Source organism: Arthrobacter sp. 2MCAF15 (genome assembly GCF_052115605.1).
Taxonomy (GTDB): Bacteria; Actinomycetota; Actinomycetes; order Actinomycetales; family Micrococcaceae; genus Arthrobacter.
The window spans coordinates 98192-121467 of the sequence record NZ_JBFRGZ010000006.1 but is presented as its reverse complement, the minus strand read 5'-3'; the positions used below and the strand labels follow the sequence as shown (position 1 = coordinate 121467).

Below are 23276 nucleotides of genomic sequence, written 5' to 3'. Positions count from 1 at the left end.
TCAATGTGCCGTATCGAATTCAGCGCCGAAGAGTTCCGCCGCGCCGACAGTCACGATCACGGTGCCCACCGCGGGGCCGGTCGAGGCGGTAACCACCCCGGACTCCACCTTGGCCACCGTGACAGGCGCCCGCTGGTAGACCCGCGGGGCCGGGTTGGTGTAAACCCAGGTCTTTCCGCTGGCGTCATAGAGCAGAGCTGCGTAAGGCACGAGGACGTCCTTCCCCGTACCGGCCTTGACGGTCTCGGTTTGCAGGTCGAGGCGCTCGATCCCCTTTTCGGTCAGGGTCAGTTTTGCGATGCCCGTCGCGGCGTTCTTTTCCACCTTGGCGGGTTCGTTGGCCGCGACGGCGGCGGGGGCTGCCGCCGTCGTCTGGGCGCATGCCGGCACCGCGAACAGAATTGCTGCGCATACAGCGGCCGCCAGGGGCAGGCGCCGCAGGGGCTGTTGGCTGGTCATTTTGCTTCCACCTTTTCCTGCGTAACGGGCTGGACGGGATGCTCGGCCTCGTAGACTTCTGCCCACTCTTCAGGGGCGGACCGGGGCCCGAACCAGAGTGCGAGCAGGGGGAGCACGAAGATCCCGATGAGAGTTGTAGTGATGAGTCCGCACATGATGATCAGGGCCATCGGGCCCAGGAGAGCCGCGCCCACGGCGCCGCCAAAGAGCCCCGGCGGGATCAGGATCGCCACCGTGATCAGGGCGGCCTTCAGGATGGGCGACACCCGGTCCCGCGCTGCCTGCATGACGACCGTGTCGCGGGGTTCGTGCGGGGCTGCCCGCCACAGGTCATCCGTCCGGGCCGAGAGCAGCGCCGCGTTGCGGGCAGCGACGGCCAGCACAGCGGCAAACGCCGTGAGCGCCAGCACGCTGACGGCGCCCCCTGCGATCCACGCTGCTATTGCAGCTCCGGCCAGCGCGGCCGGCAGGGAAAGGAAGACGGCAAGCGCCAGCCGCCAGCTCCGCACGGCTGTCTGGAGAAGGAGCAGGATCGCTATGAGGGCGGCCGCGCCGATCCAGAGAACCAGGGCGTCCCCGGCCAGTTGTTCACTGTACTTCGTGGGGATTTCGGCGTGGTATTCCAGCGGGAACTGGATCTGCCCGATCGCCGCGGTGATATCGCGCTGGATATCGGCCAGCGGCCGTCCGCTGACGTCGGCCACGACATCGATCCGGCGCGAGGTGTCATCGTGCATGATCACCACCTCATTGGGAACGAGCCGGACATCGGCAATCTGGCCCAGCTGGACCTGGCCGCCGCTTGGCGTGTCGAGCAGGAGTTCACGGATGCTGGTCAGGTCATCCCTGACATCAACCGCGCCGCGCACCACGACTTCGAAGACCTTCTGCTGTTCGAAGAGGTTGCCAACGACAATGCCTTGCATGAGTGCCGCAGCGGCGCGGCGGGCGTCGCCAGGTTTGATGCCGAACTTTTGCGCCAGCTCAAGGTTGACCTCCACTTCGACGACTGGCGTCATGGCGCTGGCGTTGATCGTCGGGTTCTTCACGCCGTCGACCTTTTCAATGGCCTTGCGGACCTCTTCGGCCTTCTCGCGCAGGACCGGCATATCGGTCCCGAACACGCGGACGGCGAAGCCCGGATCCATGGTGCTGCGCTGTTGGCCGATCTTTTGCTGGGAGTAGTTCACCACGTTGTGGGCGATGCCCGGGTAGCCCTGGACGACGTCGCGGACAGCCTGCTCCGTTTCGCTGAAGTTGGCATCCGGCGTAATGGATACCCAGAGTTCGGCAGAGCTGTTCCCGACCACCTGGTCAGAGGAGATGGCGCGGCCGATGTGCCCGCCGACTCCCGACACTCCTGACAGGGTCCGCAGCTCATCGGACGCCTTCGACGCCACGCGGCGGACCTCATCGTTGGACGTGCCGGCCATCGAGTCCCACTGCACCAGAAGCGTTCGGTCCGGGATCGTCGGAACGACCGCCCGGTTTCCGATCAGTTGTGATGCGGCGGCGAGTCCCAGCAGGCCGACGACGGCGACTGCGACGACGCCGAGCGCGGTGCGGGAACGTGCGCCCTCGAGGGCCCGGTCGTAGTACGACCGCGCCCGGAGAACCGCGGACGATTCGGCCCGCGGGGCGCTCTCGCCGGGAAGCAGGAGATACGCAAGGACCGGCGTCAGGGACAAACCCACCACCATGGACACGGCCAGCGCCAGCGCCATCGACCAGAACAGGGGCTGGAAGAACGCACCGCCGACCCCTGTGACGAACAGCGTCGGAACCAGCGCGAGAACCATGACGAGGGAACCGTGGAACAGCGGCGTGCGGACGCCGCGGACCAGTTGGACCATCCGGAACCTGATCGTGGCTTCAGTCTCGGTTGCGGTGGTCCGCAGTGTACGGCGCCGCTGGGCCTGGACATCCTCCACGATGTCTCCCACAATCACGGAGACGCCCAGAATGATGCCGGCGAGAACCGAGATGTTCAGTGTGGAGTCAAACAGGTACAGAACCACTCCCGCGGCCATGACGGTTGTGGTGATGGCCACGAGGGCGATCACGGCCACGCGCCAGGAACGGAAGAGGAGCCAGAAGAGCAGGACGGCGATCAGGAGGCTGACCAGCAGCGCCACGCCGAGTCCGTCCACGGTATCTTGCAGGAACGAGGCGGGCCGGAAGACGGACGTGTCCATCTGGATTCCGGAGAGCCCGGGCTGCAGGTCGTTCAGGGCAGCTTCGATGTCCTTGGTGACCTGCATCGTGCTGGTTCCGGGGAACTTCTCCACGACCAGCAGCAGGCCTGCGTCCTGGCCGACAACGGCGTCGCCGATCAGTGGCTGGTGGTCCTCTTTCACCTGGGCAATGTCACCGAGGAGCATGGGGGATGGGGCGTCCTCGACGCTGACCTTGGACAGGTCCGCCGGCGTTCTGATGGGCAAGACGTGCTGGATGCCCAGACGTTGGCTCGGCGACTCGACGAATCCGCCCGTGCCGGGGGTTGACGCCTCAAGGAAGCTCAGCGGAGACACCCAGACGGCGTTGCCCGTGGTCTTGATGACCTGTTCGAGGGTGATGCCCTTGTCCCGGAGCTGCGTCGGGGTCACCTCGACCTGGAGCTGCTGTTCGCGCTGTCCCCAAATGGAAACGTTGGCGACCCCCGGAATGCCGATCAGCCGCGGCTTGATCTTCCACCGGGCCAGGACCGACATTTCGATCCCGGAAAGCTGCTGGGAGTTCATCCGGACCATAAGGACACGGCTGGTGGAGGACATCGGCTGCATGATCAAGGGCGGTGCCGAGACGTTCGGCAGTGCGTGGGCCTGGGTCATGCGTTCTGCGACGAGCTGGCGCGCGCGCAGAAGATCGGTACCGGGCTCGAATACCAATTCGATTGAAGACAGGCCCGGAACGGACTTTGACCGGATTTCATCGAGCCACGCCACCCCATTTAACAGGTCGGCTTCCATCGGTGCGGTGATGAGCTGCTCGACTTCGGCAGCTGACAGGCCCAAGGCCTCGGTCTGGATCTCGACGTGCGCGGGGGCAAACTCCGGCATGCTGTCGATGGCGACGTTTGGAACGTTCACTACCCCGAAGGTAATGAGGCCGGCGGCCATGGCGAGAACCAGGATGCGGAACTGCATACTGAAACGGGTAATCCATCCGAACATGGCTAGACCTGTTTCCGGGCGCTGGCGGCGCGACGGCGGCCAGCGGGGGTGTCCGGCGGTTGCACGGAAAAATTGCGCAAGTGATACATGACAGGCTCCTCAACCCGAGACCATTTGCGAATCCCCCCAAGAGATCCCGATTGCTGACCTTTATCGAATAGTGTCCCCATCGGAATCGTTTGGCAAGGTTGAAAATTACGGGTCACGGCCGCGTGTTTTCACGGGTTTCTCCCAGCTTTGGGTCGCATAATGCGCTTCTGGAGAGAACTTCTTGGAACTGGTCGCCGCCCTGCATTAATTCACCCAAGTGCCGGTGAATTAATTACTTGCTTTTCCGCGGATGGATACTTGAATTTCCGTTTTGACTACGCGCCCACGACATTCTGAGACTGGCAGTAAGTACTGCTAATCCATAGGTATGTCATTTGTAACAATTTTGGGCACAGTTGTCTGCGAAGGGTGCCGGGAGGCCGGTTCCGTGGTGGCTCCCGGGCGGCGCCGGGCCCGCGGTTCCGCACGAGCCAGCCCAAGGGGCTAAAGTGGTCCTATGCGCGCAGTGCTTCTTCTTAGCTAGCCGCCCGGCATCCCGACGAGACCTCGATCCCGAAGAGACTCGGATTGCCGAGCGGCGGCCCCTCCATGTCGAGGGGCTTTTGTGTGTCCGGGGTATATTCCGAACCGCAAAGCAGGTTGTTACAGCATGAGTGCGACGTACAGACAGCATGGAGTCAGGGCCGGGCAGCCGGCCGCGACAGTGCAGACTTGAAGGTGAACAGGCCTGGCGGCAGGCAGGCCTGAAGGTAGACAGGCTTGGGATAACAGGCCGCATAGAACAGAAGAGGCCAGCAGTGAGCGTTCAGCCGGAAACACAGACCGGATCGCCGGCAGCCGCGGCGGAGGGGCCCGAGGAAGGTGCCTACAGCTTCGCGGCGATGGAAGCCAAATGGCCGCAGGTCTGGGAAGACCTGAAGGTCTTCACGCCGCTCGACGACGGTTCCAAGGAACGCCGCTACGTGCTGGACATGTTCCCGTATCCGTCCGGTGACCTTCACATGGGCCACGCCGAGGCGTTCGCGATGGGCGACGTCGTGGCCCGCTACCTGCGCCAGCAGGGCTACGACGTGCTGCACCCGATTGGCTGGGACTCCTTCGGCCTCCCGGCGGAGAACGCCGCGATCAAGCGCAACGCGCACCCCAGCGAGTGGACGTACGCCAACATTGACACCCAGGCGGCGTCGTTCAAGCGCTACGCCATCTCGGCGGACTGGTCCCGCCGGCTGCACACCTCCGACCCGGAGTACTACCGCTGGACCCAGTGGCTGTTCACGCGGTTCTACGACCGCGGACTGGCGTACCGCAAGAATTCGCCGGTCAACTGGTGCCCCAAGGACCAGACCGTGCTGGCCAACGAGCAGGTAGTCAATGGCGCCTGTGAGCGGTGTGGCACCCCCGTCACCAAGAAGTCCTTGAACCAGTGGTACTTCAAGATCACCGACTACGCGGACCGACTGCTCGATGACATGGACGAATTGCGCGGGCACTGGCCCGAGCGCGTCCTCGCCATGCAGAAGAACTGGATCGGCCGCTCCGAGGGCGCCCACGTCAACTTCGTGATCGAGGCCGACGGCGGCAAGGCCGCCAAGGACGTCACCGTCTTCACGACCCGCCCGGACACCCTCTACGGCGCCACGTTCTTCGTCGTCGCCGCCGACGCGCCTCTCGCCGTCGAACTGGTCACCGACGAGCACGCCCCCGCCCTGGACGCCTACCGCGAACAGGTCAAGGCACTGTCGGAGATCGAGCGCCAGTCCACCGAGCGCGAGAAGACCGGCGTCTTCACCGGGCGCTACGCGACCAACCCGCTCAACGGCGAGAAGCTGCCCGTCTGGGCCGCCGACTACGTCCTGGCCGACTACGGCACCGGCGCCATCATGGCTGTGCCGGCCCATGACCAGCGCGACCTCGACTTCGCCCGGACCTTTGACCTGCCCGTCCGGGCTGTGCTGGACACCGGCGAGGAAGATCCCGCAACCACGGGCATCGCGACCTCCGGCGAGGGAACGCTGATCAACTCCGGCGGCCTCGACGGGCTGCCCAAGGCCGAGGCCATCCCGGCCGCCATCGAGATCCTGCGCGAGCTGGGCACAGGCGAGAAGTTCGTGAACTTCCGCCTGCGTGACTGGCTGCTCAGCCGGCAGCGGTTCTGGGGCACCCCGATCCCCATCATCCACTGCCCGGCCTGCGGCGAAGTCCCGGTCCCGGACGATCAGCTGCCTGTGACCCTGCCGGCAGACCTGCGTGGCGAAGACCTGTCCCCGAAGGGCACGTCCCCGCTGGCCGCCGTCGAGGACTGGGTCAACGTGGAGTGCCCCTCCTGCCACGGCCCGGCCAAGCGCGACACGGACACCATGGACACCTTCGTGGACTCGTCCTGGTACTTCCTGCGCTTCGTGTCCCCGCAGTACACCGAGGGCCCGTTTGATCCGGCCAAGATCAACGACTGGATGCCGGTGGGCCAGTACGTCGGCGGCGTCGAGCACGCCATCCTGCACCTGCTGTACGCGCGGTTCTTCACCAAGGTCATCCACGACCTCGGCATGATCGATGCTGACGAGCCGTTCCGGGCGCTGCTGAACCAGGGCCAAGTGCTCAACGGCGGCAAGGCCATGAGCAAGTCCCTGGGCAACGGCGTCGACCTTGGCGAGCAGCTGGACAAGTTCGGCGTGGACGCCGTGCGCCTGACCATGATCTTCGCCTCCCCGCCGGAGGACGACGTCGACTGGGCGGACGTATCGCCGTCGGGCTCCGCGAAGTTCCTGGCCCGTGCCTGGCGGCTCGGCCAGGACGTAACGAGCGCGCCCGGCGTCGACTTCTCCACCGGTGACCGTGCCCTGCGCACCATCACCCACCGCACGATCGCCGATGCGCAGACCCTGCTTGACCACAACAAGTTCAACGTGGTGGTGGCAAAGCTGATGGAACTGGTCAACGCGACCCGCAAAACCATTGACGCAGCCACGGGGGCCGGCGGCGCGGACCCTGCGGTCCGTGAAGCCGTGGAAGCCGTTGCGGTCATCCTGAGCCTGTTCGCGCCGTACACCGCCGAGGACCTGTGGAATGTCCTGGGACACCCGGCGTCGGTCGCAAACGCCGGCTGGCCCACGCACGACGACGCTTTGCTCGTGGAGGACACGGTCACCGCCGTCGTCCAGGTCCAGGGCAAGGTGCGGGACCGCCTGGAGGTGTCCCCGGACATCTCCGAAGCGGACCTGCGCGAACTGGCGCTGGCCTCGGAAAACGTCCAGCGGGCCCTCGACGGCCGCGCCCTCCGCACGGTGATCGTGCGGGCGCCTAAACTGGTCAACATCGTCCCGGCCTAGCCGGGCGGGATGGCCTGACACTGGCCTGGCACTGCACTGACACGGGCCGCCGGCTGTAGCCGGCGGCCAGTGTCGCTAAGGTGACCGGCACGGATTGCCCTGGCCGGAGAAAGTCCATGCGTCCCCAGAGCAGCAGGAGGTCCCTCGTGCCAGACCGCGAGCCGTCAGGCTGGCCATGGCTGCGCGAGCGGCTGATACGCCTTCGGCAGGGCCGGGGCGGCGCCGTCCCCGAAGCGGCTCCGGCCGCCGTCGTGCAGGTCGCCGTGGTTACGGACTCTGCCGCCGCGCTGCCCGCCGACTGGATCCGTGCTTTCGCCGCTGACGGCAGGCTCACGGTGGTTCCGATGCCCGTCATGGTCGGCGCCGAAATCTACGGCGAGGGCGAAGACGACATCACGGAGACGATTGCCGTTGCCCTGGCCAGCGGCAAGCCCGTCAAGACCTCCCGCCCTTCACCAGGGCAGTTTGAGCACGCGTACCGGGAGGCCCGCGAACGTGGCTTCCAGTCTGTGGTCTCGATCCATATTTCCGCCGAGCTGTCCGGGACTGCCGACGCCGCCCGCCTTGCAGCCCAACGGGTCGGCATTCCGGTAGAAGTCCTCGACTCCCGGACAGTTGGCATGGCCCAGGGGATGGGCGTGCAGGGCGCTGTCGTCGCGGCGGCCGATGGCAGGAACGCGGCCGACGTGTTGGCCTTCGCGCAGGACCGGCTGGATCGCACCAAAGTCTACTTCTATGTTCCGAGCCTGGAGCAGTTGCGCCGGGGCGGCCGAGTGGGGGCCGCGGCCTCGCTCTTGGGGACGATGTTCTCCATCAAGCCCATCCTGGCGGTCGACGACGGCCGGATCATCCCGCTGGAAAAGGTCCGGTCCGCGGCGAAGGCGATCGCACGGCTCGAGGAAATCGTTGCCGCCGATGCCTCCACGCGTCCTGCCGGGCAGGCGAGGCTGGCCGTGCACCATTTCGGCAATGAGTCCGAGGCCCAAGAGCTCGCCCGGCGCCTGGCGGTAGCGTTGCCCGCCTGTCCGCCGGCCCAGATCAGTGCCCTTCCGGCCGTCCTGGCTGCCCACGCCGGGCTGGGTGTGCTGGCGGTGATTGTGGGTGAGGGCAGTACGCCCGGCAGCGCCATTTCTGCAAGCTCACCTTCGGACGGTTCGAGTCTGGATGAGACCCGTCCGGGCTGAGGGCTGTGGGCTGGGGACTCTGGGGGCTCTGGGTTCTGGGTTATCCGGGCTATGGCCGCGAGAGGGCGTTGGGGGTACAGTCACTGCACCAAACCCAACGTACCGGAGGCCGCCATGGCGATGCAGGTGCACCACGTAGTCCAGTTCGACCGCGACGTTTCGGAAGAGGTGACGAAGTGGCTCAAATACCTCAAAGGCCAGGTGACTAGCGTCCAGTTCCTCACCACCACCGTGCCTGATCCCAAGGCTGCGGACAAATGGCGGGTGCAGTACGAGGCCTACATCACCTACCAGAAGTAAAGCGGCGGCCGGGCGCTTCGCCTCACGGCGTAGGTGTGATCGTAAGTCCTGGAACCAGCGGGGTCGCTGGCGCGGAGGCCGGTGCAGACGTCGGTGCTGACGTTGGTGCAGGCGTCGGTCCTGGAACTGGAGCGGTCGTTTGCGGGGGAGCCGGAACGGTTGTTGGCGCAGGGGCTGGAACGGTTGTTGGTGGCGGAGCCTGGACGGTTGTTGGCGGGGGAGCCGGGACGGTTGTTGGCGGGGGAGCCGGGATGTTCGTTGGCGCAGGGGCTGGAACGGTTGTTGGTGCCGGAGCCTGGACGGTAGCTGGTGCGGGAGCCGGAATAGCCGTTGGTGCCGGAGCCGGGATGGTCGTTGGCGCCGGGGCCCGGATGGTTGTTGGTGCGGGAGCCGGAATGGTCGTTGGTTCTGGGGCCGGCAAGGGAACCGGAATGGTCGTTGGTTCCGGCGCGGCCGTCGGGGTGGGGGCTGGCCGATTCGGTCCGATGGTGTAGCTCGGTTGCTGGCCCGAACCGTTGACCCACAGCGAGGCGCTCACCTTCCGGGCTGCGCCTGGCTCCACCCACCACAGCACCTGGACGTTGCAGTGGTAGACCACGGTGACATTGGCGACGGCGCCCTGCGGCGGAACCGAGTGGATAGAGGTGGCGGCCGTCTGGGTGGTCCAGATGAAGTTCTGGTCGGCCTTCATGCCTGCCGTGCCGTCAACGGTCACATGCGCTATGCCGTAGAGGCCGTGCTGGGGACAGAAACTGCTGTCGAGTGAGAAGTTGACCACCTGGGTTGAGGTGGCCTGAATTGTGTCTGCCACTGCGGGCGGGGCCGGCAGCATGGCACCACTAAGGGCCACGACCGCTGCCGGCCAAAACAACCTTTCCATCGCACACCAGCTTTCGACGCCTGGCTGACACATCCAGACGATCAGGGTTGCCCCCAGCCGGCAAAAGTCTTCTCGAATGAGGATCCAGACGTTACCACCGGGTCCGGGTGGGCACCAGCGTAGGGAATACTTGCCCGATGCCATCGGAATACTGGTACTACGCAGGTGTTTCCACATACGCCTGATCCCTGATGCCAGTGTGGCTGCGGGTTGCCTAGTGTCGATTCCATGTCACGCCGGAGCCCCGAAGCTGAGTCCGCCACGGGAATTCGGGTTGCCCGGGAACGCCTGGCGGTGACGCTCGGGGGCGCAGCAGATCATGGACAAACGGATACAGGAGACGCCGGGGCGGCGGGGCCCGCCTCTGGGCTGTTGGAAGTGTCGGCGTTCGGCCTGCCCGACCGGTCCCGGTCCGCCCCTTCCGCCGGTGCTGCCAGCCGCCGTAGCGCGCGCGATGCCGGAACCCATTCGGGGGCGCTGCCGGGGAACCGGCGGTCAGAAAGGCGGCCGGTATCGGCGCGGTTGCGGGCGCGGACCGGAGTGCGTGCGGCGGCGCTGGTGGGCATCCTTTCCGCGGTGCTGGGCGCCTGCTTCTGGTGGCAGGCCGGCACTGGCGGTGCCCAGGTGGTCGCGCTCAGCGAGGCCGCCCCTGCCGCGGAAGAGGCGTCCGCCCCGGCAGCGGAGGCTACCCTCGCGCCACTGGGAGACGCGCCACCGGGAAAAGAGGCCAGCGCTGCACCCGGAAGCATCATTGTGCATGTCGCCGGCGCCGTCGCCCGGCCGGGCGTGGTGCAGTTGCCCGCGGGCAGCCGGCTGCACGAAGCGATTGCTGCGGCTGGCGGGGCCACGGAGATCGGGGATCCGGACCGGCTCAACCTCGCAGCCGTGCTGGAGGACGGGCAGAAAGTCCAGGTGCCGGTCCGCGGGGAACCCGACCAAGCCGAGGCGCCCACAGACGGCGGCGGGCCTGTGGCGGGTTCCGCCACGGGCGGCACAAGGTCAGGCAGTGGCGGCGGCAAGGTCAACCTGAACACCGCCGGCGTCGAGGAGCTAGGGACACTCCCGCGCGTCGGTCCGGTCTTGGCGCAGCGCATCGTGGACTGGCGCCAGCAGCACGGTCGGTTCAAGGCTGTTCAGGAGCTCGACGCTGTTGACGGGATCGGTCCGAAGCTGCTGGCGGCCCTACTTCCGTTGGTGGGTATCTGAGATGGCCCCGCAAGCCAGTGGGATGAATCCGCAAGCCGCTGACATGGCCCCGCGCGGCGCCGACATGGCACAGCGAGACATGGGGCAAACCCGCGCGACCGGTCCTGAAGCGGGCCGGAGGAGCCGCTGGCAGCGGTATGTCGACGCAGCGGTCCATTCCCCGGCGCCGGATTCCGGACGCACGGATTGCGCCGGCCCGGGCCGCGGAGCCGACGAGCCTGCGCCGGAAAACCGCGGGGCGCGGCGGGGAGGTGCTTCGCCGCCGGGCCACCGTGCGCAGCGGCTACCGTTCTCATCGAGCCTCAGCGGGCCTATTGCGGGACACATCTCCGCCCGCCTCCTGTCCGGGGCGGCGCGCGGCACGGCCCTGCGCCGGCGTGGGGCGGAACGCAGTCGGCGGACGGACCTTCGGCTGGTGTTGCCGGCCCTGCTCGTCTGGGGGACTGCCGTTGCCGGAAACTGGCTGCCCCCGGCCGGGCTGGCCGCTCTCTGCGCGACCCTGGCGGCGGCCGCGGGGATCCTGCTGTTCCTGCCCGGGCGGGCCAGAGGAGGGTTTGACTGGACCGGGTTTGACTGGATCGGGTTCGGCTGGAAGAGGTCCGGCTGGATTGGGACTGACGGAGCCGGACGGGGCCGCCGTCCCCGACCGGCTGCCCCACGCAGCCTTCGTGCCACCCTGGCCGTGGCGCTGCTGCTCTCCGTCGCGGCGGGTTCTCACGCAGCGGTAGACGCGGCCCGACGACATGACGGCGCAATTGCGGAGGCAGTGGCCGCCCGCGCGGCCGTGGTCGCCGAGCTTGAGATTGCCGGGGCCCCGCGGCGGCTCAGGATTCCCGGAGCCGGCGGCGCGGCGGACCGCTGGGCAGTTCCCGTAACGTTGAAGGTGATGACCTATGGCGGCCACAGTGTCGCCGGTGACGCCCGGCTCGTCGTCATGGGTGGAGCGGCGTGGGGGCAGGCTGTTCCGGGCCAGCGACTGCGTGTCACGGGGAAGCTGCGACCGGCCGAGCCAGGCGAGCCGGATGCGGGAATCCTTTCAGCTTCGTCCGCTCCGGCGGTGTTGCGGGAACCCCAGCCGTGGCAGCAGGGGCCCGGTGAACTGCGCCAAGCCTTCACCGCCGCATCGACACGATTCGGTGGCGACGCCAGCGGGCTGCTACCCGGGATGGTCACCGGCGATACCAGCGCCCTGGACGCGGAACTGGAAGCCGCCATGAAGACGGTCGGGATGACGCACCTGACCGCCGTCAGCGGCGCGAACTGCAGCTTGATCCTTGGAGCCCTGCTGCTCACTGCGCGCACGCTGCGTCTTCCTCGGCCGGCAGCAGCCGCCGCCAGTCTCGTGGGGCTTGCTCTTTTCGTCCTCATGGTGGGACCGGATCCAAGCGTTCTGCGGGCCTCGATCATGGGCATTATCGGCCTTGTATCTGTGGCCCTTGGCCGGGCAGGACGGGGACTCAGCCTGCTGTGCGTTGCCGTCATCGGGCTCCTCTTGGCGCAGCCGGTCCTTGCCACAAGCTTCGGATTCCTGCTCTCGGTCCTGGCCACCCTGGGAATCGTGGTCACGGGACGCCAGGTCATGGATTGGGTGCCGCCCTGGGTGCCGCGCTGGGTGGCGGCAGGCGTTGCCGTACCCCTGGCCGCCCAGCTCTTCTGCGGGCCGGCGATCGTCTTGTTGCAACCGCAGTTCGGCGCGTACTCCTTGCCGGCGAACGTGGCCGCTGCGGCCCTCGTGCCGCCAGCGACGCTCCTTGGCACGGCGGCGGTGGTGCTCCTGCCTGCAGTCCCTGCCGCAGCGGGGCTGTTGATGGCCGCAGCTGCTCTCTTCGCCGGCGCAGTGGCGGGGATAGCCCGCTTCTTCGCCGCACTCCCGGGCGCAGCGCTGCCCTGGCCCGAAGGGGCCTTCGGCGCCGCCACCATGGGCATCCTTTCGGCGACAGCGCTGGCAGCGACGTGGCTGGCCCTGCACCCAGGTGCGGCTGTTCGGGCCGTCCTGGCGGCACACACAGGGGTTGTTGCCGTCCTTGAACACCGGTCGCATGCGGCCAGGCTGCCAGCCGTCCGGCACGCCTCAAGACGCGGCTTGGAGCACCGGTCCGGGCGTGGGACGCTTAGAGTCCGCAAACCAACTTCCGGGAGGAATCACGAGTGGCTGCTGCCCAGACCCAACGGCCCAGGACCTCGGCGTCAAACACCGCCACCTGGCGGGACGTGACGCCGGCAGCAGTTGTCCTGGTGGGCGGTCCGGAGGACTACCTGGGCGCCCGTGCGATGGACCGTATCCGCGCGCAGGTCCGCGCGGTGTCGCCCGACGTCGAAGTGACGCAGCTTAATGCCGGCAGCTACGCGGCGGGGTCGCTGGCCATGAACGTCAGCCCGTCACTGTTCGGTGAACGGAAACTCATCGAGGTCGAGGGCGTCGAGGCGATGAACGATGCCTTCCTCGCCGACGCCCTGAAGTATGTGGCGGAACCGGAACCGGACGCCGTGCTGGTGCTCCGCCATGGCGGGGGAGTCCGCGGTAAGAAGCTGCTGGACGCCATCAAGGCCGCGGGCTGGCCCGTCGTCGACTGCCAGCCGCTGAAAAAGGACGCCGAGAAGATCGCTTTCGTCACTTCGGAGTTCAAGGCGGCCTCCCGGCGTATCGACCCCGACGCCGTGCACGCCCTCGTCAACGCGGTCGGCGCCCAGCTTGCGGAACTCGCCGCCGCCTGCAGCCAGTTGATCGCGGACGCAACGACCGGCGTGGACGTCGCAATGGTGGACAAGTACTACGGCGGCCGGGTCGAGGCGACGGCGTTCAAGGTCGCCGACGCCGCGATGGCCGGYAACGGCCCGCTGGCCCTTTCCACACTTCGCCACGCCCTTGCCACCGGCGCTGACCCGGTGCCGATCGTTGCGGCCCTGGCGTCCAAGTTGCGCTCCCTGGCTAAGGTGGCCGGCGCGCAGGGCTCGTCCTCGCAGATAGCCAAGCAGCTGGGGATGCAGCCCTGGCTCGTCGAACAGGCCCAGCGGGAGGTCCGGCGCTGGACGCCCGAGGGGCTGGTGCGCTCCATCCAGGTCACCGCCGAGGCGGACGCCCAGGTCAAGGGCCTGTCCCGGGATCCTGTCTACGCCGTGGAACATGCCGTGACCGTGATTGCCACGTCGGTCCGGAGCTCCTGACTCACGGGTGCCGACCACCGGCAGTGCTTGCGGGCATACCGGGGAGGGCCCATGCGGCGCCTGCGGTTGGAGAACGGCTGCGGCCCGCTGCGGCGTGTTCGGATGAGGATGCGACCTGGGGCTTAACTGGATGTGGCCGGCACCCAGGGGGTGCCGGCCACAATCATCAGTTCAAGTGAACTGGAAACCTTAGAGTGCGTTGACCTTCTTGGAGATCGCGGACTTGCGGTTTGCAGCGTTGTTCTTGTGAAGAACACCCTTGCTGACAGCCTTGTCCAGCTTGCGGCCGGCGGCAACCAGTGCGGCAGCGGCAGCATCCTTGTCGGTGGACTCAACGGCGGTGTTGACGGCGCGGATGGCCGTCTTCAGCTCGGACTTGACTGCGTTGTTGCGCAGGCGAGCCTTTTCGTTGGTCAGGATGCGCTTCTTCTGGGACTTGATATTAGCCACGTGTGAACTCTCTTTTTCAATGCGGAAAATGGTCTAGAGGGCTTTCAGATTGGCCATTGACTGAGCGGCGTGGGGATACCTATGGCGACCAACCATCTGTGGCCGTCGACCTGCACGGACACACAGCTGTAAATAATAGCAGAGATGACGCTGCAGGGACGATTACGGGGGCGACCCGCGGCGAGCCGCTGCCAGGTCCACTCGCCTTTCCCGGCCCAGCGGATCAGGTCCAGCCGTGGCGCTCCCGCAGGGCCGACGCGACAACCTTGAAGCGGCGCGCGTCCAAAATCGCCCCTTCACGCCGGATGTCCTTGGCATTGATCTGCAGCACGCGGTCCAGCTTCGCTTCGCTGGGGCGCCCCTGGCGGTCCCAGGTACCAGTACCGATGTCCACGTAGTCATCCATCCGGCGGGAGTCGCCGTCGTGGTCCTTGCTGGTCAGCATCAGGCCCAGCAGATACCGGCCGCTGGTGCCCACGAGCAGAACCGGACGGTCCTTGCCCCGGGAATAGTCCTCTTCGTAGGGCACCCAGGTCCACACGATTTCGCCGGGCTCGGGTAGGCCGTTCGGCGCGGGAGCGTAGCGGACGGCCGCCCGGCCCTGGAAGTCGCCGGGATACGTCCCGGTGAGTCCGGCTGCCGGAGCGCCGCCTGTGGCGTGCGTCGCTGAGCCGGGCCGGGACGTGCCCGGGCGTGGCTTCGCCGCTGGTTTCCGGGCCGGTTTTGCAGCCGGCCCGCGGGTCCGCGCCGGTGCGGAGCCGCCGAGTTTGTCCAGGAAGCGCAGAGTGTCGCGGAGCGCGTTGCCGATCGAGCGTAAGTTCCAAGCCATGGAAAAACCATACCGGCAACGCCTGCGCGGAGAACGGGGAAGGGGCGCCTCCGCAACCGGAAGCAGGAATGCAGTGCCACGGGTCCGGACGTGGGAGACTATAGGAACGAGAAATGCCCCACGTCGCGGGATGGCACCACCAGCATTCGCGCCGATCCGTGGACCAGCCGACAGTAATGCCAACAGTAAGGACCCTGCGTGTCTCCCATGGCCCGCACCGCCCCGGTGCCCGCCGCAACAGATCCGGCCCTCATCCGGAACTTCTGTATCATTGCGCACATTGACCACGGTAAATCCACGCTGGCGGACCGGATGCTTCAGTTCACCGGCGTCGTCCAGTCCCGTGACATGAAGGCCCAGTACCTGGACCGCATGGACATTGAGCGCGAACGCGGCATCACCATCAAGTCCCAGGCCGTCCGCATGCCCTGGGAACTCGAGGGCACCAGCTACGCGCTGAACATGATCGACACCCCCGGCCACGTGGACTTCACCTACGAGGTCTCCCGCTCGCTCGCAGCTTGCGAAGGCGCGATCCTGCTGGTGGACGCAGCCCAGGGCATCGAGGCCCAGACCCTCGCCAACCTCTACCTGGCGATGGAAAACAACCTCACGATCATCCCGGTCCTGAACAAGATCGACCTCCCGGCAGCCCAGCCCGAAAAGTACGCGGCGGAACTCGCCAGCCTGATCGGCGGCGACCCCGAGGACGTGCTCCGCGTCTCCGGCAAGACCGGCATGGGCGTCGAGGTCCTGCTGGACAAGATCGTCCGCGACCTGCCGGCCCCCGTGGGAGACCCCAACGCCCCGGCCCGCGCCATGATCTTCGACTCGGTCTACGACACCTACCGCGGTGTGGTCACGTACGTCCGCGTGGTGGACGGCATGCTGCACCCGCGCGAACGCATCCAGATGATGTCCACCCGCGCCACCCACGAACTCCTCGAGATCGGCGTGAGCTCCCCGGAGCCCACGCCCTCCAAGGGCCTCGGCGTCGGCGAGGTCGGCTACCTCATCACCGGAGTGAAGGACGTCCGCCTGTCCAAGGTGGGCGACACCGTCACCAACCTTGCCAAGCCGGCCACGGACTCGCTCCCCGGCTATGCGGATGCCAAGCCGATGGTCTTCTCCGGCCTGTACCCGCTGGATGGCACGGATTACCCGGTGCTCCGCGATGCGCTGGAGAAACTGATGCTCAACGACGCCGCGCTGGTCTACGAGCCCGAAACGTCCGCGGCTCTGGGATTCGGCTTCCGTGTGGGTTTCCTGGGTCTGCTGCACCTGGAAATCACCCGCGAGCGGCTTGAGCGCGAATACAACCTGGACCTGATTTCCACCGCCCCCAACGTCGAATACGAAGTGACGCTGGAGGACAAGAAGATCGTCCACGTCACGAACCCCAGCGAATACCCCACCGGCAAGATCGCCGAGGTCCGCGAGCCGATGGTATCCGCCACGATCCTTGCGCCGAACGAGTTTGTCGGCGCCATTATGGAGCTGTGCCAGAGCCGCCGCGGCGTCATGGGCGGCATGGACTACCTCTCCGAGGACCGGGTGGAAATCCGGTACCGCCTGCCGCTGGCCGAAATCGTCTTCGATTTCTTCGACATCCTCAAGTCCAAGACCCGCGGCTACGGATCACTCGACTGGAAGGCCGACGGCGAGCAGGTAGCCGACCTGGTCAAGGTGGACATCATGCTCCAGGGCGAACAGGTCGATGCCTTCTCCGCCATCACCCACCGTGACAAGGCCTACGCCTACGGTGTGATGATGACCGGCAAGCTGCGCGAACTCATCCCGCGCCAGCAGTTCGAGGTGCCCATCCAGGCCGCCATCGGCTCCAGGATCATCGCCCGCGAAAGCATCCGCGCCATCCGCAAGGACGTCCTCGCCAAGTGCTACGGCGGTGACATCACCCGAAAGCGCAAGCTGCTGGAAAAGCAGAAGGAAGGCAAGAAGCGCATGAAGATGGTGGGCCGCGTCGAGGTCCCGCAGGAAGCCTTCATCGCAGCCCTCACCACGGACGAGTCCAAGGACAAGGCCAAGAAGTAACGGTGCTCGTCATGACAGTTGCTGCAGTGCCGGCAGGCCGGGCCCATGCCTAGCGTTCTTCCCCTCGGCGACCCTGCGCCGCCGGACGGGCTCCTGCCCGCCCAGGCGCGCCAGGGCGCAGACCAGCGCGCCTTCGGGCTGTACGTGCACATCCCCTTCTGCGCGGTCCGCTGCGGGTACTGCGACTTCAACACCTACACCGCCACCGAGCTGGGCGGCGGGGCGTCCCAGGACGCCTACGCCGCCACCGCGATCGCCGAGGTGGAATTCGCTGCCCGCGTCCTGAAGGAATCCGCCCTGCCGGACCGCTCCCTCAGCACGGTGTTCTTTGGCGGCGGCACGCCCACGCTGCTCCCGGCCGAGGACCTGGCCAGCATCCTTTCCGCTGCCATCGACGCATGGGGCCTGCAGCCCGGCGCCGAAGTGACCACCGAAGCGAATCCCGATTCCGTCACCCCCGAATCCCTGCAGCTGCTGGCCGACGCCGGGTTCACCCGGGTGTCCTTCGGCATGCAGTCGGCCGTGCCGCACGTGCTGAAGGTCCTGGACCGCACCCACACGCCCAGCCGCGTGCCCGAAGTGGTGCAGTGGGCACGGGACGCGGGCCTAGCGGTCAGCCTCGACCTCATCTACGGCACTCCCGGGGAGTCGCTGGAGGACTGGCGCTACTCGCTCGAGACCGCCCTCTCTTACGCGCCCGACCACATCAGCGCCTACGCGCTGATCGTTGAGGACGGCACCAAGCTCGCGGCCCAGATCCGCCGCGGCGAAGTCCCGCAAATCGACGACGACGATCACGCCGCGAAATACGAACTCGCGGACGAGCTGATTTCCGCGGCCGGACTCGCCTGGTACGAGGTCAGCAACTGGGCCCGCACCCCCGAGCAGGCCTGCCGGCACAACCTGGCCTACTGGCGCGGCGACGACTGGTGGGGCATCGGACCAGGGGCGCACTCGCACGTCGGGGGAGTGCGGTGGTGGAACGTCAAGCACCCCACCGCCTACGCCAACCGCCTCGGCACAGGGGCCTCACCCGCCGCCGGACGCGAAACGCTGGACACCGAAACCCGCAACGTGGAACGCGTCATGCTGGAGGCCCGGCTGAACTCCGGACTCGACGTCCCAAGCCTCGGCGGCCTGGGGGACACCGGACGGCACGCCGTTGCGGGACTGATCGCCGACGGCCTCGTGGAGCCTGCAGCCGCTTTCAAGGGCCGGCTCATTCTCACCCTCAAGGGCCGCCTGCTGGCTGACGCCGTGGTCCGCAGGATCCTGCCGGACTGAATAGCCCGCTTAACTGAAACTGCCGGTCCGAATTACCCGGACACAAAGGTGCCGGCCGCTACGCCCCGAGGGGCAGCGGCCGGCTCTTTTGTGTGAGGTTTTTGTTCGGAAAGGCCGGGCTACTTAATCCAGCGCAGGTTGAACTCGTAGCGGTGCGGCTGGCCACGGTTGACGTGGATGCCGGCGGCTACTGAGAAGCAGGTCACGGCGATCCAGATCACGGTGGCGAGCACGGCAAAGAGATTGCCCACCACGGGAATGAAGACCAGCAGATTGGCTAGCACCGCGGCGATCGTCGGCGGCAGCGTGAAGTTCAGCGCTTCCTTGGATTCCTGCGCCGTGAACGGGCCGCGGTCTTTGAAGATGAGGTAGATCAGCAGCGACGGCACGCAGCCCAGGATGCCGCCGAAGTGCGCGAGCGTGGCCCACTGGCGGTCCTCGCTGGCCGTCAACGGCAGCGCATTTGCCGGAACGCCATGGTACGGGGGCTGGCCATGGCCGGCCTGGTTGCCCGTGTGTTCGCGTGCGTTATCTGCCACGGTGAAGCCCTTCGGATTGCGGTGATGCGTTGCTGCCTGGGTTGTGCCTGGAATAGCCGGAGCCGCGCTGGGAGCGCGGCCGCCGATTCAAGAATACTTGCTCTGGCGCGGAAATGGAGATCAGGGAGCGTCAGAGCTTGCGCCGGCTAGGGCACAGTGAGGAAGTCAATGACCTCTTCGACGCGGCCCAGCAGGGACGGCTCCAGGTCCGCGTAGCTGCGGACCGCCCCCAGGAGTTTCTGCCAGCCGAGGCCGATATCCTCCTTCGTCGAGTGCGGCCACCCGAAAGCCGTCAGGATACCTGTCTTCCAGTCGACGCCGCGGGGGATCACGGGCCACTGCTCAATCCCCAGGACCGCCGGCCGGATGGCCTGCCACACATCGACGTAGGGGTGGCCCACGATCAGCACGTTGCCTGCGGCGCCCGGTGAGGCCATGACGGCGTCGGCGATCCGCGACTCCTTGGAGTCGGCCACCAGGTGGTCAACGAGCACGCCCAGGCGGCGCCCCGGGCCGGGACCGAAGTCCGCCACGGCGGCCGCGAGGTCGTCAATGCCGTGCAGGGGTTCAACCACGATGCCCTCCACCCGGAGGTCATCACCCCAGACCTTCTCCACGAGCTCGGCGTCGTGCTTGCCTTCCACCCAGATGCGGCTGGCCTTGGCCACCTGGGCGCGTTGCCCGGCCACCCGGACCGAGCCCGACGCCGTGCGGCCGGCACCGGCGGCCGGCGCCGCCTTCCTGGGGGCCGGAGGCATCAGCCGGATCGGCTGCCCCTCCAACAGGAAGCCAAAGCCTAAACGGAAGGAGCGGGACTTGCCCCGACGGTCCTCCAGCGCCACGACGTGCATGCCGCCGGACTTCTCCACCCGGGTCACGGCACCCACCCAGCCGGACTGGACTTCCTCGAGGACCATCCCGCGTTCCACCGGTACCTCCGGCAACGCGGTCTTGGCGGGGGCGGACAGGTCCTGGGGTCCCCAGTTCTGGTACGACATCTCTACACGCTTACTTTGCACTCGGAATGTACGGCGGTCAGTGGAACTCTCCGTGGCCTGCACCGGACCACAGGGGCGCGGCGCCGGCGGAAGCGGCCACGGTCCCCGCGCCCGATGTGACGGGAAACGCGATCCCGCAGGCCACGCCTGGAGCGAATCCAATGCTAACAACGCGGCGAGTCATATTAGACTGGTTAGCACTTAGGCATGTCGAGTGCTAACACTTGTTCCGTTGCGGACCACGCGCACCAGTTCTGGACGCGGACCGTACAACGCGGGCGGCACCGACTGCGGGACAGTCGATTGGAGGTGGAGCGTGAGCGAACCGCGCAAACTCGAAGTGCTGCGCGCCATCGTGGAGGACTACGTCCATTCGCGTGAGCCCGTTGGTTCCAAAGCGCTCGTTGAACGCCACCATCTCGGCGTGTCCAGCGCCACGATCCGCAATGACATGGCGGCGCTGGAAGACGAAGGCCTGATCACAGCACCGCACACGAGCGCGGGCCGGATCCCCACCGACAAGGGCTACCGGCTCTTCGTCGACCAGATCTCAGCGGTGAAGCCGCTGTCTCCGGCCGAGCGCCGGGCCATCCAGGCGCTGCTGGAAGGATCCGAGGACCTCGACGACATCCTTGACCGGACCGTGCGGCTCCTGTCGCACCTGACCAACCAGGTCGCCGTCGTGCAGTATCCGCTGCTCAGCCGCGCCAGGGTGCGGCACATTGAGTTCGTGCTGTTGGCACCCCGCAAGGTGCTGATCGTCCTCATCGCGGACACCGGCAAGGTGGAGCAGCGCGTCATCGACGTCGGACAGGACATTCCCGACGACGCCCTCGCCGACCTGCGTACAAGTTTCCTGGCGAGCCTCTCGGGAACGCCGCTGAGCCTGCTGCCCCAGCTTCTGCCCACAGTGGTTGCCAGCGGCCCGCCGGCGCGCCGGGGAGCGGCCCAGGCCCTTGCCCGTGGCCTCGAGGCGCTGGCCACGAGCAGCCGCGAGGAGCGGATGGTCATGGCCGGCACGGCCAACCTCGCACGCTCCAACGTGGACTTCCCGCTGAGCATCGGCCCGGTCCTGGAGGCGCTCGAGGAGCAGGTGGTCATGCTCCGCCTGCTCAGCGAAATGGCCGAAGACCCACGCGGCGTGACCGTCAGCATCGGCCGGGAAAACCCCTACGACGGTCTGGCCGAGGCCTCCGTCGTGGCCACGGCCTACGGCCCGGACGCCACGGCCAAGGTCGGTGTCCTTGGACCCACCCGGATGGACTATCCCACCACCATGGCCGCCGTGCGCGCGGTGGCCCGCTACCTTTCGAGGATCCTGGGGCCCTGACCGGCCCGGACCCAGCACGACTTCTTGCCCCACCGGCAGTACGAAAAGGAAGAGATACACACTTTGAGCAGCCACTATGACGTTCTTGGAGTCTCCCGCGACGCAACGGGGGAGGAGATCAAGAAGGCCTACCGGAAACTGGCCCGGACCCTGCACCCCGACGTGAACCCGGGAGAAGACGCCTCGGACCGGTTCAAGGCCGTCACCCATGCCTATGAGGTCCTCTCCGATCCGCAGAAGCGCCGGGTCTATGACACCACCGGCAATGAAAACGGCACCGACAACGGCTTCGGGGGCGGCAGCTACTCGGGCCAGGGCTTCGCCTTCCAGGACATCTTCGAGACCTTCTTCGGCGCCGGTGGCGGCCAGGGCGGCCCGGCATCCCGGGTCCGCCGCGGCCAGGACGCGCTGATCAGCGTCCGGATCGACCTCCGCGACGCGGTGTTCGGCGTCAACAAGAAGCTCGAAGTCGACACGGCCGTGGTCTGCCCCACCTGCGACGGATCCTGCTGCCGCGAGGGTACCCACCCCGTGCGCTGCGACATCTGTGGCGGCAGCGGCCAGGTCCAGCGCGCCGTGCGCTCCATCCTCGGCCAGGTCATGACGTCGGCACCCTGCGGGTCCTGCGAGGGCTTCGGCACCGTCATCAAGGACCCCTGCAACGAATGCAGCGGCCAGGGCCGGATCCGCAGCCGCCGCTCGCTGACCGTGAAGGTCCCGGCCGGCGTCGGCACCGGCACGCGCATCCAGCTCTCCGGCCAGGGTGAGGCAGGGCCGGCCGGCGGCCCGTCCGGGGACCTGTACGTGGAGATCCGGGTCAACAACGACGCCACGTACGTCCGCGACGGCGACGACCTGCACGCGAGCCTCAACATCCCCATGACGGCCGCCGCCCTCGGCACGGAAATTTCCCTCGACACCTTCGATGGGCAGCAGGAGATCGACGTCAAGGCCGGTACACAGTCCGGCGAGATCATTACCCTGCGCGGCCTTGGTGTCACCCACCTGCGCGGCCATGGGCGCGGCGACCTGAAAGTCCACCTGCAGGTGGAAACGCCGGGCAAGCTGGACGCGGCCCAGGAGGACCTGCTCCGCCAGCTGGCCAAGCTGCGCGGCGAACACTTCACTGCGGGAAAGCTCGCGGCCAGCGGCGGCGTCTTCGCCAAACTCCGGGACCGGCTCGGTAACCTGTAGCGGTGAGTAACCCGGTCTTCTTCACCGCCCCAGGCACCCTGGACCAGCAGGTCCCCGGCTCCGCCTTCGTCCTTGAGGGCCCTGAGGCCCGCCATGCTGTCACCGTCAAGCGGATCGCCGTCGGCGAGACAGTCGACATCGCCGACGGCGCCGGCAAGCGCCTGACCGGCACGGTGACCGCCGTCGCGCCGGCCGAGCTGACCGTCGAGTGCGTGGATGTCGCCGACGAGCCGCGGCCCGGGATCCAACTGGTGCTGGTCCAGGCCCTCGCCAAGGGCGACCGCGACGAGCTGGCAGCCGAAACGGCCACCGAGCTGGGCATCGACGCCGTCGTTCCCTGGCAGGCTGAGCGGTCCATTGTGCGGTGGAAGGCCGAACGGGCCGCGAAGGCGCACGCCAAGTGGCAGTCGGTGGTGACGGCGGCGGCCAAGCAGGCGCGCCGGGCCTGGATTCCGGAGGTCAGGGCGGCAGTCGACAGCACCGGGCTGCAAACTGCCGTTGCGGCCGCGGACCTGGCCGTCATTCTGCACGAAGACGCCGTCCGCCCCTTGCGGAACGTCCTCGAATCCTGGCTGGAAACCGCGCCGGCCGGCGACGCCGGATCCCGCGAAGTGCTGTTGATCGTGGGCCCGGAAGGCGGCATCAGTCCGCGGGAAGTGACCCGGTTGTGCGACGCCGGGGCCGTAACGGCACTCCTGGGGAACCACGTGCTGCGCTCGTCCACCGCCGGGCCCGCCGCGACCGTGCTGGCCAACGACATCCTCGGCCGCTGGTAATCGGTCTGCCTGGATAGCCCAGCTGACCTGCCGCAGGCCGTGTCGCAGTGGCTGGTTGAGAGAGGCTAGTTGACCGC

General features: G+C 67.3%; 18 protein-coding genes. 11 read left to right on the top strand and 7 right to left on the bottom strand.

Features of this window, described 5'->3' with window-relative positions:
* Together AB4089_RS09315 and AB4089_RS09310 are read right to left on the bottom strand one after the other, a co-directional pair.
* Nucleotides 1-459 carry a hypothetical protein gene (locus AB4089_RS09315; RefSeq protein WP_441409000.1) on the bottom strand — a complete coding sequence of 153 codons (459 nt, stop codon included), beginning with the start codon at nucleotides 457-459 and terminating at the stop codon, nucleotides 1-3.
* Nucleotides 456-3605: an efflux RND transporter permease subunit gene (locus tag AB4089_RS09310; RefSeq protein WP_441408999.1), complete on the bottom strand. Its 3150-nt coding sequence runs from the start codon at nucleotides 3603-3605 to the stop codon at nucleotides 456-458. Before AB4089_RS09310 ends, AB4089_RS09315 begins: the two co-directional genes overlap by 4 nt.
* 875 nt (nucleotides 3606-4480) lie before the next feature.
* Between AB4089_RS09310 and leuS the strand changes: the two genes are divergently transcribed.
* The 3 genes from leuS to AB4089_RS09295 all read left to right on the top strand — a co-directional run bounded on the left by leuS (nucleotide 4481) and on the right by AB4089_RS09295 (nucleotide 8496).
* Complete coding sequence (gene leuS / locus AB4089_RS09305; protein ID WP_441408998.1) at nucleotides 4481-7012, top strand: leucine--tRNA ligase; 2532 nt, start codon at nucleotides 4481-4483, stop codon at nucleotides 7010-7012.
* A 146-nt stretch (nucleotides 7013-7158) separates the two neighbouring features.
* The gene (locus tag AB4089_RS09300) at nucleotides 7159-8196 is read left to right on the top strand and encodes a DegV family protein (RefSeq protein WP_441408997.1); all 1038 of its coding nucleotides are present in this window, start codon (nucleotides 7159-7161) and stop codon (nucleotides 8194-8196) included.
* 114 nt (nucleotides 8197-8310) lie between these two features.
* Entirely contained in the window at nucleotides 8311-8496 is a 186-nt protein-coding gene (locus AB4089_RS09295) for a hypothetical protein (RefSeq protein WP_441408996.1), read from the top strand.
* Here the strand turns inward: AB4089_RS09295 and AB4089_RS09290 are convergent.
* Nucleotides 8484-9020 carry a hypothetical protein gene (locus AB4089_RS09290; protein WP_441408995.1) on the bottom strand — a complete coding sequence of 179 codons (537 nt, stop codon included), beginning with the start codon at nucleotides 9018-9020 and terminating at the stop codon, nucleotides 8484-8486. The genes AB4089_RS09295 and AB4089_RS09290 overlap by 13 nt on opposite strands.
* 914 nt (nucleotides 9021-9934) lie before the next feature.
* Between AB4089_RS09290 and AB4089_RS09285 the strand changes: the two genes are divergently transcribed.
* From AB4089_RS09285 to holA, 3 genes are all read left to right on the top strand, one after another.
* A complete protein-coding gene (locus AB4089_RS09285; RefSeq protein WP_441408994.1) occupies nucleotides 9935-10582 on the top strand; it encodes a helix-hairpin-helix domain-containing protein in 648 nt (215 codons plus the stop codon).
* Nucleotides 10583-10997: 415 nt separating this feature from the next.
* Complete coding sequence (locus tag AB4089_RS09280) at nucleotides 10998-12797, top strand: ComEC/Rec2 family competence protein (protein ID WP_441408993.1); 1800 nt, start codon at nucleotides 10998-11000, stop codon at nucleotides 12795-12797.
* Nucleotides 12731-13747 (top strand): DNA polymerase III subunit delta, encoded by a 1017-nt coding sequence (holA, locus tag AB4089_RS09275; RefSeq protein WP_441408992.1) that lies wholly within the window; start codon nucleotides 12731-12733, stop codon nucleotides 13745-13747. Before AB4089_RS09280 ends, holA begins: the two co-directional genes overlap by 67 nt.
* A gap of 189 nt (nucleotides 13748-13936) precedes the next feature.
* Here the strand turns inward: holA and rpsT are convergent, their stop codons facing one another.
* Complete coding sequence (gene rpsT / locus AB4089_RS09270) at nucleotides 13937-14197, bottom strand: 30S ribosomal protein S20 (RefSeq protein ID WP_090581023.1); 261 nt, start codon at nucleotides 14195-14197, stop codon at nucleotides 13937-13939.
* A 223-nt stretch (nucleotides 14198-14420) separates the two neighbouring features.
* Entirely contained in the window at nucleotides 14421-15026 is a 606-nt protein-coding gene (locus AB4089_RS09265; protein WP_441408991.1) for a type II toxin-antitoxin system PemK/MazF family toxin, read from the bottom strand.
* A gap of 198 nt (nucleotides 15027-15224) precedes the next feature.
* Between AB4089_RS09265 and lepA the strand changes: the two genes are divergently transcribed.
* Nucleotides 15225-17078, top strand: coding sequence for a translation elongation factor 4 (gene lepA / locus AB4089_RS09260; protein ID WP_441408990.1), 1854 nt, complete (start codon nucleotides 15225-15227; stop codon nucleotides 17076-17078).
* A gap of 45 nt (nucleotides 17079-17123) precedes the next feature.
* Nucleotides 17124-18362 (top strand): radical SAM family heme chaperone HemW, encoded by a 1239-nt coding sequence (gene hemW, locus AB4089_RS09255; protein WP_441408989.1) that lies wholly within the window; start codon nucleotides 17124-17126, stop codon nucleotides 18360-18362.
* Nucleotides 18363-18481: 119 nt separating this feature from the next.
* Here the strand turns inward: hemW and AB4089_RS09250 are convergent, their stop codons facing one another.
* Nucleotides 18482-18901 carry a DUF4870 domain-containing protein gene (locus tag AB4089_RS09250; RefSeq protein WP_018773108.1) on the bottom strand — a complete coding sequence of 140 codons (420 nt, stop codon included), beginning with the start codon at nucleotides 18899-18901 and terminating at the stop codon, nucleotides 18482-18484.
* A 146-nt stretch (nucleotides 18902-19047) separates the two neighbouring features.
* Nucleotides 19048-19899 (bottom strand): DUF3097 domain-containing protein, encoded by an 852-nt coding sequence (locus tag AB4089_RS09245; protein WP_441408988.1) that lies wholly within the window; start codon nucleotides 19897-19899, stop codon nucleotides 19048-19050.
* 316 nt (nucleotides 19900-20215) lie between these two features.
* On the opposite strand from AB4089_RS09245, the gene hrcA reads away from it, so the two are divergent.
* The 3 genes from hrcA to AB4089_RS09230 all read left to right on the top strand — a co-directional run bounded on the left by hrcA (nucleotide 20216) and on the right by AB4089_RS09230 (nucleotide 23199).
* A complete protein-coding gene (gene hrcA, locus AB4089_RS09240) occupies nucleotides 20216-21229 on the top strand; it encodes a heat-inducible transcriptional repressor HrcA (protein WP_441408987.1) in 1014 nt (337 codons plus the stop codon).
* Nucleotides 21230-21292: 63 nt separating this feature from the next.
* Entirely contained in the window at nucleotides 21293-22423 is a 1131-nt protein-coding gene (gene dnaJ / locus AB4089_RS09235) for a molecular chaperone DnaJ (RefSeq protein ID WP_441408986.1), read from the top strand.
* Nucleotides 22424-22425: 2 nt separating this feature from the next.
* Nucleotides 22426-23199 carry a 16S rRNA (uracil(1498)-N(3))-methyltransferase gene (locus AB4089_RS09230; protein WP_441408985.1) on the top strand — a complete coding sequence of 258 codons (774 nt, stop codon included), beginning with the start codon at nucleotides 22426-22428 and terminating at the stop codon, nucleotides 23197-23199.
* Nucleotides 23200-23276 lie beyond the last annotated feature (77 nt).

Bases quoted from the DNA above. Each gene is read 5' to 3' on its own strand.
- AB4089_RS09310 (WP_441408999.1), bottom strand. From the start codon at position 3,605: ATGCAGTTCCGCATCCTGGTTCTCGCCATGGCCGCCGGCCTCATTACC.
- AB4089_RS09245 (WP_441408988.1), bottom strand. From the start codon at position 19,899: ATGTCGTACCAGAACTGGGGACCCCAGGACCTGTCCGCCCCCGCCAAG.
- AB4089_RS09315 (WP_441409000.1), bottom strand. From the start codon at position 459: ATGACCAGCCAACAGCCCCTGCGGCGCCTGCCCCTGGCGGCCGCTGTA.
- hemW (WP_441408989.1), top strand. From the start codon at position 17,124: ATGCCTAGCGTTCTTCCCCTCGGCGACCCTGCGCCGCCGGACGGGCTC.
- AB4089_RS09295 (WP_441408996.1), top strand. From the start codon at position 8,311: ATGGCGATGCAGGTGCACCACGTAGTCCAGTTCGACCGCGACGTTTCG.
- AB4089_RS09265 (WP_441408991.1), bottom strand. From the start codon at position 15,026: ATGGCTTGGAACTTACGCTCGATCGGCAACGCGCTCCGCGACACTCTG.